The organism is Streptomyces sp. 4F14 (assembly GCF_048159485.1).
Classification (GTDB): Bacteria; Actinomycetota; Actinomycetes; order Streptomycetales; family Streptomycetaceae; genus Streptomyces.
The window spans coordinates 59336-73275 of the sequence record NZ_JBLRVY010000019.1 but is presented as its reverse complement, the minus strand read 5'-3'; the positions used below and the strand labels follow the sequence as shown (position 1 = coordinate 73275).

The following is a 13940-nucleotide window of genomic DNA, read 5'->3' as shown; positions in this document are numbered from 1 at the left end:
CCTCAAGGGCCTGTCAACGGTCACTGCCCGGCAGGTTCCAGGCAATTGAGATGGCGGTGCCCCAGCCCGACCGGCCGGGGCCATGGCTCAGCCGGACTTGGGGAAACCGTTGCGATCGGAGATGGCGGCGGCCGCGGACACGACGCGTTCGGCCAGCCCGGGAAGGGTCTCCGCGGTGATCCGGAACGAGGGCCCGGAGACAAGCACGGCCGCGATGACCTCTCCGTCTGCGGTGCGGATCGGCGCGGAGACCGCTGTAAGGCCGATCTCGTGCTCGTCCACGGTGTATGCGTATCCCTGCACGCGCACCTGCGCCAGCTGCTTTTCGAGCACCTCCACATCCAGGATGGTGTGCTCGGTGTATCGCTCCAGGCCTCGATCGAGGATGTGCCTGCGATCTGCCGCCGGCATCGCGGCGAGGAACACCTTGCCGGGCGCCGTCGTGTGCAGGGGGCTGCGCTGACCGACCCAATCGACCGTCGTGACGGAGGCGTTGCCCATCACCTGGTCGATGGTCACCAGGTCTCGGCCGTCTCGGATTGCGACATTGACGGATTCACCGACCGTCTCGGCGAGCTGCCGGCAGATCGGCCGGCTGACGACCGTGACGTCGTATTTCCTGGTCGCGCCGGCGGCGAGTTGGGTGACGCCGTAGCCCAACCGGTACTGCCCCCGGGTCGTGTCCTGCTCGACGAGCCCGCGCGCCTCGAGCGTCGCCAGGAGCCGGAAGACGGTCGACTTGTGGACCTCCAGCTCGCCGGCTATCCGGGTCACGCCTGCGGGCCCGTGACGAGCAAGGGCCTGAAGAATGGAGATCGCACGGTCGACCGAATGGACCGAGTTATTTCGCATCTCGCTACTGTTCCTCATAGCGAGACAATAACGCCCTCGCTCCCGGACCATCGGCTTGCTGCACGCCGGGGAGGCCGGATGCACGGGGGTCTGCTCGCGTTGCGATGGCGTCGGGGGGACTGAAGAACAAAACCTTCAGGGGCCTCGTCCCCCGGTTCATCGACTGGTGTTCGAGGCCTGCGGGCATGCGAATGAGATCGCCCTGGCGTCCGACGACGGCCTTGCCAAGGGGAAGGACCAGGATTGTCACTTCACCCTCGATGACGTAGAGGACCTCCTCGTCGGAGTGGCAGTCGGTCCAGAAGGACTCACCGGGCAGGGCTTCCCAGATTCCCACGTGAAAACGATCGGTCTGGATGTAGTTGCGAACGAGGGCATCACCTGGCTCATAGCGGTCGGTGGACCCGCTGCGGCCAGGGCGCGTGTAGAAGGTGAGGGGGACGTCGTCGGAAGAGATCACTGTGGGCAGCGGGCCCGGCACAGGCGCAAGCGCCGGGTCGTCTTCGGCCGCGCCCGTCGGGTCACGGTGTTGCATGGGTCCTCCTGGTGCGTGTGCGCGCACAGCGGTGTTTCCTCGGCCGGCAGGGCGGACGGGTTCAGCGTTCGTGGTTGTGCATGACGTGCTTGGTACGCGAGTAGTCGTCCAGGGCGTAGATCGACAGGTCGCGGCCGTAGCCGGATCCCTTGAACCCGCCCCAGGGGACTTCGCTGGCCAGTACGAGGTGGGAGTTGACCCAGACGGTCCCGAAGTCGAGGCGTGCGGCGACGCCGTGGCTGCGGCGGGCGTTCTCGGTCCACACCGAGGCGGACAGACCGAAGGGGACGTCGTTGGCGCGCCGTACCGCTTCCTCCTCGTCGGTGAAGGTCTCCACCGTGATCACGGGACCGAAGATCTCCTGGCGGGCGACCTCGGCGCCTTCCGGGACGTCGACCAGCACGGTCGGGGCCACGAAGTAGCCGGGTCCGTCGACGGCCCCGCCCCCGATCGCCACCCGTACGCCTTCCTTTTTCGCGCGCTCCAGGTACCCGGTGACCCGGTCGAAGTGCGCCTTGGAGACCATGGGGCCGACCTCGACCTCCTCACCGGCCTGCGGCTCACCGACGACCAACGCCCTTACCTCGCCGACGAGTTGCTCGATGAACTGCCCGGCCACGGATTCGTGGACAAGGACGCGGCAGGCGGCCCCGCACTCCTGGCCGGAGTTCCAGAAGCCGGCGACGCGCAGGGACGATGCGGCGGCCGCGAGGTCGGCGTCCGGGAAGATCACCACGGGGGCCTTGCCGCCGAGTTCGAGGTGTACGCGCTTGAGGCTGTCGGCGGCGGCCCGGGCGACGGCGCGGCCGCTGCCGACCGATCCGGTCAGGGCGATCATGTTGATGTCCGGGTGCTCGGCGAGCCGGGCACCGACGGTCGGGCCGTAGCCGTTGACCACGTTCAGCACGCCGGCCGGCAGGAGGTCGGCGACGATTTCGGCGAGCTTCAGGGTGGTCAGGGGAGTCTGCTCGGACGGCTTGAGGACCAGCGTGTTGCCCGCGGCGAGGATGGGTGCGATCTTCCAGACCGCCATGAGCAGGGGGTAGTTCCACGGAGTGACCACGCCGATCACGCCGAGCGGTTCCCGCAGGATGACCGACAGGTGGTTCTCGGCGTAGTCGCCGGCGGCCAGGGAGGTGGTCGCGCGCACCGCGCCGGCCATGAAGCGGAAGGTGTCGATGGCCTGGCCGACGTCGTCCGTCGACACTGCAAGCGGCTTACCGGTGTTCGCGGACTCCAGCCTGGCCAGGAGTTCCGTGTTCTGGGCCAGCCGGTCAGCGATGGCGTGCAGCAGCTCGGAGCGCTCCTTGGGGACCAGCCGTGCCCACCCGGCCTGCGCCGCCAAAGCGGCGGCCACCGCTCGGTCGATGTCCTCGGCGGTGCCCTCGGGAATGCGGGCGATGACAGCCTCGGAACACGGGTCGACGACGTCGATGACGCGGTCGGTCGATCCCTCGACGAAGTTCCCGTCGATGAAATGCCGGGCCGGAGGAAGGTCGACCTCGGTGATCAGGGGCGGCGCTTCCACTGCGCGACGAACCATGGCCGTCGTGAGGCCGGAGGAGGTCATGATCAGTAACTCCTTGAGCGTGGTGGATACGACGAGTGTTGGACTCTCAGCGCGACGGCGCCTGCTTTCCTGGATTGCCGCTCGAGCCGTCTTCCGCGTCCGGCGATCTCGTCGGCCGGTCGGCTCTCCGGTCGGCGTGGCCGCCGAGGATCTTCGAGCAGGGTTCGGACGTCTTGCCCGTCGAGGATTCTCATGGCGGCCGCGCCGTCCGTCAGCGTGCCGCGTTCAGCTGCGGCAGCGCCTCGACGAGGGAGGTGATCCGGGCGGTGGTGGCGGCGTCCAGTCCGAGGAGGGGTTCACGGGGCGCGCCGACCGGGACGCCGGCCGCGTTCAGGCCGACCTTCACCGCCTGGATGAACGGGGCGGACATGATCGCGTCCATCAGCGGGTAGATCCGCGCCCACTCGGTCCGCGCGCGGTCGAGGTCACCGGCGCGCAACGCCCGGTGTATGGAGACGAGTTCGGCCGGCATAACGTTCGCGGTCCCGGCCATGACACCGGCGGCACCCTCGCAGATCGCCTGGAGCAACAGGCTGTCCCAGCCGACGAAGGTGGAGATGACGTCGCCGTAGTTGTGGATCAGTTGCCCGGCCTGGGTCATGTCGGCGCTGGTGTCCTTGATGTACTGGATGTTGTCGACCTCGCGGGCGAGTCGGCCGACGGTCTCGGGGGAGAGGTTGACGCCGGTGGCGCCCGGCAGGTTGTAGAGCATGACCGGGATGTCCACGGCGTCCGCGACCGTGCGCAGATAGCGCAGCGTCTCGTCGAGCGTAAGCGGCTCGTAGTAAGGGGCGACCACCATGAGCACCGAGGCTCCGGCGGCCTCCGCGTGGCGGGACAGCTCGACGGCTTCCTTGGTGCTCAGCGCGCCGGTCTGCGCGACGACGGGCACCCGTCCGGCCGTCTGGTCGACGACCGTCTCGACGACGAGGCGCCGCTCGGCTCCGCTCATCGCCGCGAACTCACCGGTGGATCCACAGGCGACGACGCCGTCGACCCCGCCGTCGATACTGCGGTCGACCACACGGCGCAGCACCTTCTCGTCGATCTGCCCGTCCGCCGCGAAGGGGATGGCAAGTGCGGTCAGGACACCGCTCAGCTGTGCCGACATTCTCAAATCTCCTCAAGTGAAGCGGTAGTTCAAGCGGTGGGGGAGCTAGCCGTAGAGAGCCCTCGGAGCTCCGGACGACGCGGCGGACCTACGACGCCTTCTGCGCCGACGCCCGCTCACGCGCCGCGGTCTGCCGTCCGGTCGCGAGCAGGCTGCGGACCTCCTGCGCGGCGGACAGGCCGGTCTGGATCGCGGTCTCTGTATAGAAGGTGCCGAGGTAGTCACCGGCCAGGAACACCCGGCCGCTGCGGCGCGTCAGTGTCTGCTGGAGCTTGCCTCGGCCCGGGAAGCAGTAGGGCGCACCCGTGGGCCAGCGCTGGACCTCGGCCTCCACGACGTTGTCGGCGAAACCGGGCAGCACCTGGTCCAGGTCGTCCAGGTAGATACGGCGGATCTTGTCGTCGTCGTGCTCCAGCAACTCGCGTGCCAGGCTGCCGGGCGAGAAGGTCATGATGCTGCTGCCGGGCGTGCGCTCACGCTCGTATCCGTGCACCACGTTCGACATGTTCAGCGCGACGTTGAAGGACCGCTTCGGCGTCGCGATGCCGTAGGCGTCGTCCCAGACCTGACGGCCCGTCTCGTTGCTGAGGAACGCCGCGCTCACGTAGGGGCCGTAAACGATCTTCGACAGGGCCTCGCGGACGTCGCTCTCAAGATCGACCGCGATGCGATGGCTGACGGTCGCGGGCGTGGCCAGGACCACGTAACGCGCCTCGACCTCCTGCTCGACGCCGTCCTGCCGGTAACGGACGACGACCGAGCCCTTCCTGTGGGCGATCTCGTCGACCGTGGCGTTCAACCGCACCCGGTCCGACAGGGAGGCAGCGATGCTCTCGGTGAGAGTGGACGGGCCGCCGAGGATGCTCTGCGAGAGACCGCCGCCGATCCCCCACACCAGGCTGAAATAGCCGACGCCCGCACCCGCCGAGAGCTGGTCGATATCGGCGGAAGAGCGGGTCACCGTGGGCTTGAACAGCGCCTCGGCGTCCTCGGGCAGGTCACCGATGAAATCCTTGAAGGAACGGTCGTTCATGAAGTCGTAGATCCGCTGCTGATGCTGCGCCGCGTCCTCACCCCGCCGCCGCTGAACGATCCGCGCATACCGGGCCACGCGCAACCCGACCCTGGCGCCCGCCCTGACCATGCCGACCCGCGACTCCATCGACATCGGGATGCGGAACGGATAGGCCTCCACCCGGCCCTTGAGCAGCAGCTTGCCGTTCATCGACAGCCCGGCCAGCGAGCCGGGCACCGCCACCGAGTCGACACCGGTGCTGCTCAGCAGCCACGACGTCGCCGAGTCCCCGCCGGCATACACGTGCCCGCCCCAGTTCATCCAGTACGGTCCGCGACGCTCCGACCGGATACGTCCGCCGACCCGGTCCCCGGACTCGAGCAGGAGCGTGTCCCAGTGCCGCAGGCGCCAGCCGGCGGCCAGTCCGGCAATGCCGCCTCCAACGATCACTACATCCCTCATGGGTAACCTCCTGCGGATTCACGGGTATTCACGGGTGAAGATTTCGGATGTTTCGAGTGAGGGCCCCGCCGGCCTCCTGCAAGAAGCCGCCGCACCGTCACCCGGCACAGAACTCGTCGGCCGGGGCCCTGCCGCCGAGGAACGAGCCCTGTCCTGCCTCGGTGGTCATCACGGCCTCCGGGAGGGATCCCCGAACTACCCTTGAGGGCGAGTTGGGCCCAGGTCGGGGTTGCTGTGTTGTCGTCGGTGCCGAACGCCCTGTCGCTGCTCTGGTTTCGGGAGCCGAGGCAACTGGTCGACAACGCCGCCGGGAAGCAGACGGCATGGCCTCAGTGCGCCCGGTCGATCCACTCCTGGAGGTGCGGGGCCTCGGTGCCGATGGTGGTGGTGGCGCCGTGTCCGGTGTGGACGGTCGTCTCCGCGGGGAGGGTGAGCAGTTCGTCGCGGATCGAGCGGATGATGGTGGGGAAGTCGGAGAACGAGCGGCCGGTGGCGCCGGGGCCGCCCTGGAAGAGGGTGTCTCCCGTGAACACGGACCCCAGTGCGGGCGCGTGGAGGGAGACCGCGCCGGGGGCGTGCCCCGGGGTGTGGTGGACGATCAACTCCGTGCCGGCCACGGTGATTCGCTGCCCGTGGGCGAGAGGGCCGTCGGGGGCGCGGTCGGGGTGGGTCTGCTTCCACAGTGGGTGGTCATCGGGGTGGAGCAGGATCGGTGCGCCGGTGCGGTCGGCGAGCTCCGGGGCCGCGTTCACGTGGTCGTCGTGGGCGTGGGTGCACACGATGGCCTGCAGCACCCGGTTGCCCAGCGCCCGCGCGATGGCCTCGGCGTCGTGGGCGGCGTCGATGACGATCGCCTCGGTGTCGTCGCCGACGATCCAGACGTTGTTGTCGACGTCCCAGGTGCCGCCGTCGAGCGAGAAAGTGCCCGAGGTGACGAGGTGGTCGATGCGCGCGGTGGTCACAGCAGCACCACGGAGCGCAGGACGTCGCCGTCGTGCATCCTGGCGAACGCCTTCTCGACCTCGTCCAGGGAGATCGTCTCGGTGACGAAGGACTCCAGGTCCAGACGTCCCTGCAGATGCAGGTCGATCAGCATCGGGAAGTCCCGGGACGGTAGGCAGTCGCCGTACCAGGAGGACTTGAGCGCGCCGCCGCGCCCGAAGACGTCCAGGAGCGGGAGTTCGAGCCGCATGTCCGGGGTGGGCACGCCGACCAGCACGACCGTGCCGGCGAGGTCGCGGGCGTAGAACGCCTGCCGGTACGTCTCGGGGCGGCCGACCGCCTCGATGACCACGTCGGTGCCGAAGCCGCCGGTCAGGTCGTTGATGGCGCCGACGACCTCGGTTTCGCGGGAGTTGACCGTGTGGGTGGCACCCATTCTGCGTGCTGTCTCCAGTTTCCGGTCGTCGATGTCGACGGCGATGATCTTCGCCGCGCCCGCCAGCCGGGCCCCGGCGATCGCGGCGTCGCCGACGCCGCCGCAGCCGATGACCGCGACGGTGTCGCCCCGGCCCACGTTGCCGGTGTTGATGGCGGCGCCGATGCCGGCCATCACTCCGCAGCCGAGCAGACCGGCCACCTGCGGGGCGACCGCCGGGTCGACCTTCGTGCACTGTCCGGCCGCCACCAGGGTCTTCTCCGCGAAGGCTCCGATGCCGAGGGCCGGGGACAGCTCGGTGCCGTCCAGCAGGGTCATCTTCTGCGTGGCGTTGTGGGTTTCGAAGCAGTACCAGGGGCGACCGCGCACACATGCCCGGCACTGACCGCACACCGCACGCCAGTTGAGGATCACGAAGTCGCCGGGGACGACCTCGGTCACACCGTCGCCGACGGACTCCACCACACCCGCGGCCTCATGGCCCAGGAGGAAGGGGAAGTCGGCGCTGATGCCGCCCTGCTTGTAGTGCAGGTCGGTGTGGCACACCCCGCAGGCCTGTACCTTGACCACCGCCTCGCCCGGGCCAGGGTCGGGGATGACGATCGTCTCGATCCGTACCGGCTCGTCCTTGCCCGGCGCGACGACGCCGCGTACTTCCTGTGCCATGTCCTGCTCTCTCCTCGATCGCCTTACGCGGGTGTGGGCTCACGGTCGCCGGATGCGGCTCACTTCAGCCAGGAGTCGACGACGGCCTTGTTCTGGCCCATCCATTCCTTGGCGGCTTCCTGCTCGTGCCCCTGCCCCTTCTTCTGGATCAGCAGTTCGAGGCTGCCGAGCTGCTCCGAGGTGAGCTTGAAGTTCTTCAGCCAGCCGGCCAGTTCGGGGTGGTCGCCGGCGAAGCCCTTGGAGGCGACGACCTGGGCGCTGTCGGGCTTGCCGTAGGCGAGCTTGGGGTCCTTGAGGACCTTCAGCGGCAGTTTGGTGAACGCCCAGTGCGGTCGCCACAGGGTGACCAGGATCGGCTTCTTCTTCGCGATCGCGGTCTGCAGTGCGGAGAGCATGGCGGAGGTGCTGCTCTCGGTGAGCTGGTAGTCGCCGCCCAGGCCGTACTTGGGCATGACGCTGGTGCGGGTGAGCCGCATCAGGCCGGAGCCGGCCTCGATGCCGACGATCTGGCCGCCGAACTCGGAGGCGTGCGTCTTGAGGTCGGCGATCGAGTTGACGTCCTTGACGTAGGTGGGGACGGTCAGGTTCAGGTCGGCCGGTGAGTACCAGGTTCCGATCTTCTCCATCTTGGGGCCGAGCTTCTCCCAGTACGTCTGGTGGGTGGCGGGCAGCCAGGCGTCGAGGTAGAGGTCGAGCTGCTTGTTGGCGACGGCGGTGTAGGTGCTGGCGATCTCCAGTTCCTGGATGTCGACCTTGTAGCCCTTGTCCTCCAGGATCTGCTTCCAGAGGTAGGTGGCGGCGGTGTCCTCGTCCCAGCCGGCGACGGCAGCGATCCTCACCGTCTTCTTGCCGCCACCTCCGCCCGAGCCGGAGTCCACGGTCGCGGTCTGTCCGCTGCACGCGGTGGTGACGAGGGTGAGCACCGTGCCGATACAGCCGACAAGGAGCGAGCGGCGGCGTGTGGTTCGGTTCATGAGCGGTTTCCTGTTCTCAAGCGGTCTTCACGCCGAAGCGGGGACGGCGGGTTCGGGGGCGGTGACGGAGGTCTCGTCCGCGGTTTCGGCGGTCGGAGAGGGCCGGGTCCGGCTCTTGCGGCGGACGCGGCGCTTCGGGGTGGCCAGGGCGCTGGTGGTGCGGTCGAGGAAGATCGCGAGGAAGACGACCGCTAGTCCGCCCTGGAAGCCGACACCGACATCGAGCTGGCTGATACCGCGGACGACGACGGTGCCGAGGCCGGCCGCGCCGACCATGCCCGCGATGACCACCATGGACAGCGCCAGCATGATCACCTGGTTGACGCCGGCCATGATCGAGGGGAGGGCGAGGGGGAGCTGGACCTCGCGCAGGATCTGGCGGGGTTTGGCGCCGAAGGCGTGCGCGGCCTCGACGACCTCCTTGTCGACCTGCCGGATGCCCAGTTCGGTGAGACGTACAGCCGGTGGGACAGCGAACACGGTGGTCGCCACCACGCCGGGGACGAGGCCGATGCCGAAGAAGAAGACGGCCGGGATGAGGTACACGAAGACCGGCAGGGTCTGCATGAAGTCCAGCACCGGCCGCACGATGGCACTGGCCACCCGGCCGCGCGCGGCCCACACTCCGATCGGCACCCCGATCGCCACGGCCAGCACCGAGGCGACGACGACCACCGCCAGCGACTGCATCGCCTCCGTCCACAGGCCCATCGCCTGGATCAGCAGGAAGGCGACGAGGGTGAACGCGGCGAAGGCCCATTTGCGGGCGAAGAACGCCAGCACCGTGAACACCACGATGATGACCAGCGGATGCGGTGCCGTCAGCACGAAGAGCACCGCGTTGACCAGCGCCTTCATCACCGAGGAGATCGCATCGAACAGGCCGCCCAGGTGGAGGGTGAGCCAGTCGACGGCCGAGCTGACCGGTTTGCCGAGATCGACGGTGAACAGGGGGCTAGACATGGGCTGCCGCCTTCCGGGAGTTGTCCGGGTCCGTGGTGCGGGCATCCGACAGGGCCGTGAGGAGGGTGGCGCGGGGGACCACACCGCGCAGCTTTCCGTCGTCGTCGGTCACGGCCAGCGGCACGACATGCCGTCCGACCAGCCGGCAGAGGTCCACCAGCAGGGTGTCGGGACCGGTCTGCTCGTAGCCGTCGGTCAGGCATTCCCGCAGGGAGGTACGCCCCTCCCCGACCGCCTGGGCCAACGACTCGTCGTGGGCCACCCCGGCAATACGCCCGCCGTCCAGCACGAAGACGCCGCCCGCCTCGATGTCCGACAGCCGGCGCAGCACGTCCCGGGGATCGTCGGTGATGCCGGCCGTCATCAGCGGCTCGCGCATGATGGAGCTCGCGGTCAGCACACGCGAGCGGTCGACGTCGGATACGAACTCGCGCACGTAGTCACTCGAGGGCTTGTGCAGGATGTCGGTCGCGGTGCCCAGCTGCACCACCTGTCCATCCCGCATCACCATGATCCGGTCGCCCAGGCGCATCGCCTCGTTCAGGTCGTGCGTGACAAAGATGATCGTGCGCTGCAGCTCCCGCTGCAGATTCAGAAGCAGATCCTGCATGTCACGGCGGATCAACGGGTCGAGCGCGCTGAACGGCTCGTCCATGAGCAGAATCTCTGCGTCCGTGGCCAGCGCGCGCGCCAGACCCACCCGCTGCCGCTGACCGCCGGACAGCTGGTCGGGGTAGGCGTCGCCCCGGTCGCCGAGGCCGACCGTCTCGAGCGCCCAGTCGGCGCGCTCCAACCGCTCGGCCTCGGCAACTCCGCGTACCCGCATGCCGTAGGCGGCGTTCTCCCGTACCGTGCGGTGCGGGAACAGCGCGAAGTGCTGGAAGATCATGTTGATCTTCCGGTTGCGCAGTGCCCGGAGGTCCGCGTCGCCCATCTTCAGCACATCGCGGCCGTCGATGCGCAGTTCGCCGCCGCTCGGCTCCACGAGCCGGTTGAGCATGCGAAGCAAGGTGGACTTGCCTGAACCGGACAAACCCATGATGACGAAGAGTTCACCGGGTGCCACGTCGAAGCTCACGCCGTCGACCGCGCGCACCGCCTCAGATGTCGAGCCGTAGACCTTTTTCAGCCGGGATGCCTCAATCACCGTGCCCCACCTCCGGGGGTCCGCGCGGGGCGGAAGGATGAGCAGCCTTTGAGGCTGCTGTCTCGCTTTGCGAAACAGATGTGCATTGCGGTACGAACGATGTCCCCGCTCCGGGCTGCCCGTCAAGGCCCTTGCAAGGAGGGATCAGCGAATTTGCGTCGGACGGCCACCCAGGCGAGCACGCCGATGTCCGTCCGTAACAGGGGTCAATGCCGGGCGGCCGGGGGCCCGGGGCGACATGCGGGCGCTCGGCTACTCTTCCGCCATGACCAGCAACGGAAGTCGCCCTCGTGATCACTCGGTGCAGTCCGTGGACCGAGCGGTGTCGATCCTGCAGGTATTGGCCAAGCAGGGCCCCAGTGGCGTGACCGAGATCGCCGAGGCGCTGGCCATCCACAAGTCGACCGTGTTCCGGCTGCTGGCGACCCTGGAGTCGCGGGGCATGGTCGAGCAGGACAGTGAGCGCGGGCGATACCGCATCGGGTACACGATGGTCGAACTCGCGGCCGGGGCAGGCAAGGTGAACGACCTCTCCGCACTGAGCCACGCCATCTGCCAGGAACTGGCGGCGGCCGTGGGTGACACCGTGAACGTCGCGATCCGCGACGGGGACGATGTGATCAGCATCGACCAGGCGATCGGTGCGTCGATCATGAGCATCGACTGGGTCGGCAAGCGCACGCCGATCCACGCCACCTCGGCGGGCAAGCTGTTCATGGCGCACATGACCCCGGGCGAAATCGAGGAGATCTTCGCCAAGCGGCCGATGAAGTACACCCCGCACACCATCATCGATCCGGTGCGCCTCGCGGCGGAGTTCGAGACGATCCGCGAGCAGGGTTACGCCACGACCAGCGAGGAGCACGAGATCGGACTGGCCGCCTTGGCGGCGCCGATCCGCGACCTGAACGGGCGGATCATCGCGGCCGTGACCCTGTCCGGGCCGACCTTCCGGATCAACGAGGAGACCGTCCCCGGCCTCGCGGAACAGCTGATGCGGGCCGCCGCGAAGATCTCCTGGCGCCGGGGGTACGTCAAGCGCGGCTGAGCACGGCACAGAGCCGGCGCGGCCGCACGGCGCTCTGGAGGGGGCGACGACGAGGCTCTTGACGGGTCGGGTTTTGGGGGCTCACCATTTGTCTCGTATAGCGAGTGCGTTTCGCATTGCGCGACAAACGTACGTGACCCGAGGAGCGGCTATGTCCTCAGCCACCATGGATCCCCTGCTCCAGCCCTTCCAGCTGAGGCACCTCACCCTGCGCAACCGCGTGGTCAGCACCTCCCACGAACCGGCATTCGGCGAGGACGGCATGCCCAAGGACCGCTACCGGGCCTACCACCTCGAGAAGGCGCGCGGCGGGGTCGGCCTGACGATGATCGGCGGCTCCGCGGTGGTCTCCCCCGACAGCCCGCCCGCCTTCGGCAACCTGCTCCTATACAGCGACGACATCGTGCCCTGGCTGCGCCGCCTCGCCGACGACGTGCACGGCGCCGGGGCCGCGGTCATGTGTCAGGTCACCCATCTGGGCCGCCGTACCAGCAACTTCACCGGCGACTGGCTCCCCTTGGTGTCCGCCTCACCGCTACGGGAGCCCGCGCACCGCTCCTTCCCGAAGCAGGCGGAAGGCTGGGACCTGGACCGGATCGCCGCCGACTACGCCGCCGCCGCGGTCCGCTGCCGCGATGGCGGCCTCGACGGCATCGAACTCCAGGCGTACGGCCACTTCCTGGACGGCTTCCTGTCTCCCACGACCAACCAGCGCGACGACGAGTGGGGCGGCAGCCTGGTCAACCGGATGGCGTTCCCGAGCCGGGTGATCCGCGCCGTGCGGGAGGCTGTCGGCCCGGACTTCGTCGTCGGCATCCGGATGACCCTGGACGAGAAGAAGCCGGGCGGCCTCCCCTTCGAGGAGGGGCTGACGGCCGCAGAGCAGTTCACCGCTGACGGCATCGACTTCATCAGCACCATCTGCGGCTCCATTGAGAGCGACGCCACCATCGCGAAGGCCATCCCCTCCATAGGCACCCCGCTCGGCCCGTTTCTCGACTTCACCGGCGAGGTGAAAAAACGTCTCTCCATCCCCGTGATGCACGCGGCCCGTATCGCCGACATCGCCACGGCCCGCCACGCCCTGCGCGAGGGACTGGTGGACCTGGTCGGCATGACCCGCGCGCAGATCGCCGATCCGCACCTGGTCGCCAAGGTGACGGCAGGCCAGGAGGACCGTATCCGGCCGTGCGTCGGGGCCAGCTACTGCCTGGACGCGATCTACGACTCCGGTGACACCAAGTGCATCCACAACCCGGCCGCCGGCCGCGAACTCCACGTGCCGCATCTCATCTCCCGCACAACAGACCTCAGCAGGACGGCAGTTGTCGTCGGGGGCGGCCCGGCCGGCCTGGAGGCGGCTCGCGTGCTGGGCGAACGCGGCCATGACGTCGTCCTGTTCGAGGCGAGCGACCAGCCCGGCGGTCAGATCAGGCTCGCTGCCTCCAATCCGCGCCGGGGCGATCTGATCCAGATCGTCGACTGGCGCGTCGCCGAGTGCAAGCACCTCGGAGTCGACCTGCGTCTCGGCACGTACGCCGAGGCGGACGACATCCTCGCCGAACACCCCGACCTGGTGATCATCGCGACCGGAGGCACGCCCAACCGCCGCTTCCTCACCGAGGGCGAGGGCCTGGTCGCCGACACCTGGGACGTGATGACGGGCTCGCTGCGCAGGCCGCGCGGGGAGATCCTGGTCTACGACGATCACGGCGGTTACCCGGCCATGGACGCCACGGAGGTCCTCACCGCGTCGCCCGATGTCCTGATCGAGTACGTCACTCCGGAGCGCTCGCTCGCTCCCGACGTCGGCGGCATGAACTCTCCCGCATATATAAGGGCGTTCACGGCGCACGGCGTCACCACCACGCTCGCCCAGCGGCTGCGCTCTGTGCGCCGCACCGGGGACCGGCGGCTCGTCGCGACCCTCTACAGCGAGTACACCGAGGCCGAGACCGAACGGACCGTGGACCACGTGATCGTGGAGCACGGAACACTGCCGAACGACGAGCTGTACTTCGAGCTTCTTCCCGGCTCGATCAACCTCGGCGAGGTCGACCTCCGCGCCCTGCTCGCGCACGAGGAGCAGACGGTGATCCGCAACGAGTCGGGCCGCTACCAGCTGTTCCGCATCGGCGACGCCGTCGCCTCCCGCAACATCCACGCCGCGATCTACGACGCGCTGCGGCTGTGCCTGCCGGTCTGAGCACCGTGCCACG

Annotated in this window: 12 protein-coding genes; 2 read left to right on the top strand and 10 right to left on the bottom strand. The window is 68.6% G+C overall.

Translation table 11 applies throughout. From position 1 onward, the window contains the following. Positions 1 to 87 precede the first annotated feature (87 nt). The 10 genes from ACLZOT_RS29580 to ACLZOT_RS29535 all read right to left on the bottom strand — a co-directional run bounded on the left by ACLZOT_RS29580 (position 88) and on the right by ACLZOT_RS29535 (position 10673). Positions 88 to 870, bottom strand: a complete 783-nt coding sequence (locus ACLZOT_RS29580) for an IclR family transcriptional regulator (RefSeq protein ID WP_416972173.1) — start codon at positions 868 to 870, stop codon at positions 88 to 90. Then, the gene (locus ACLZOT_RS29575) at positions 857 to 1387 is read right to left on the bottom strand and encodes a cupin domain-containing protein (RefSeq protein WP_416972172.1); all 531 of its coding nucleotides are present in this window, start codon (positions 1385 to 1387) and stop codon (positions 857 to 859) included. Before ACLZOT_RS29575 ends, ACLZOT_RS29580 begins: the two co-directional genes overlap by 14 nt. Before the next feature lie 61 nt (positions 1388 to 1448). Next, complete coding sequence (locus ACLZOT_RS29570) at positions 1449 to 2957, bottom strand: aminobutyraldehyde dehydrogenase (RefSeq protein ID WP_416972171.1); 1509 nt, start codon at positions 2955 to 2957, stop codon at positions 1449 to 1451. 211 nt (positions 2958 to 3168) lie between these two features. Beyond that, positions 3169 to 4068, bottom strand: a complete 900-nt coding sequence (gene dapA / locus ACLZOT_RS29565) for a 4-hydroxy-tetrahydrodipicolinate synthase (protein ID WP_416972170.1) — start codon at positions 4066 to 4068, stop codon at positions 3169 to 3171. Between the two features lie 88 nt (positions 4069 to 4156). Next, positions 4157 to 5545, bottom strand: coding sequence for an NAD(P)/FAD-dependent oxidoreductase (locus ACLZOT_RS29560; RefSeq protein ID WP_416972169.1), 1389 nt, complete (start codon positions 5543 to 5545; stop codon positions 4157 to 4159). A 329-nt stretch (positions 5546 to 5874) separates the two neighbouring features. Then, on the bottom strand, positions 5875 to 6507 hold the full coding sequence (locus ACLZOT_RS29555) for an MBL fold metallo-hydrolase (RefSeq protein WP_416972168.1): 633 nt from the start codon (positions 6505 to 6507) through the stop codon (positions 5875 to 5877). Further along, positions 6504 to 7589, bottom strand: a complete 1086-nt coding sequence (locus ACLZOT_RS29550; RefSeq protein ID WP_416972167.1) for an S-(hydroxymethyl)mycothiol dehydrogenase — start codon at positions 7587 to 7589, stop codon at positions 6504 to 6506. Before ACLZOT_RS29550 ends, ACLZOT_RS29555 begins: the two co-directional genes overlap by 4 nt. Positions 7590 to 7648: 59 nt before the next feature. Next, complete coding sequence (locus ACLZOT_RS29545) at positions 7649 to 8563, bottom strand: glycine betaine ABC transporter substrate-binding protein (RefSeq protein WP_416972166.1); 915 nt, start codon at positions 8561 to 8563, stop codon at positions 7649 to 7651. 27 nt (positions 8564 to 8590) lie between these two features. Further along, complete coding sequence (locus ACLZOT_RS29540; protein WP_416972165.1) at positions 8591 to 9526, bottom strand: ABC transporter permease; 936 nt, start codon at positions 9524 to 9526, stop codon at positions 8591 to 8593. After that, positions 9519 to 10673 (bottom strand): quaternary amine ABC transporter ATP-binding protein, encoded by a 1155-nt coding sequence (locus ACLZOT_RS29535; RefSeq protein WP_416972164.1) that lies wholly within the window; start codon positions 10671 to 10673, stop codon positions 9519 to 9521. The genes ACLZOT_RS29540 and ACLZOT_RS29535 overlap by 8 nt, the downstream gene beginning before the upstream one ends. Positions 10674 to 10911: 238 nt before the next feature. On the opposite strand from ACLZOT_RS29535, the gene ACLZOT_RS29530 reads away from it, so the two are divergent. After that, positions 10912 to 11721: an IclR family transcriptional regulator gene (locus tag ACLZOT_RS29530; protein ID WP_416972163.1), complete on the top strand. Its 810-nt coding sequence runs from the start codon at positions 10912 to 10914 to the stop codon at positions 11719 to 11721. Positions 11722 to 11872: 151 nt separating this feature from the next. Beyond that, complete coding sequence (locus ACLZOT_RS29525; RefSeq protein ID WP_416972162.1) at positions 11873 to 13927, top strand: FAD-dependent oxidoreductase; 2055 nt, start codon at positions 11873 to 11875, stop codon at positions 13925 to 13927. Positions 13928 to 13940 lie beyond the last annotated feature (13 nt).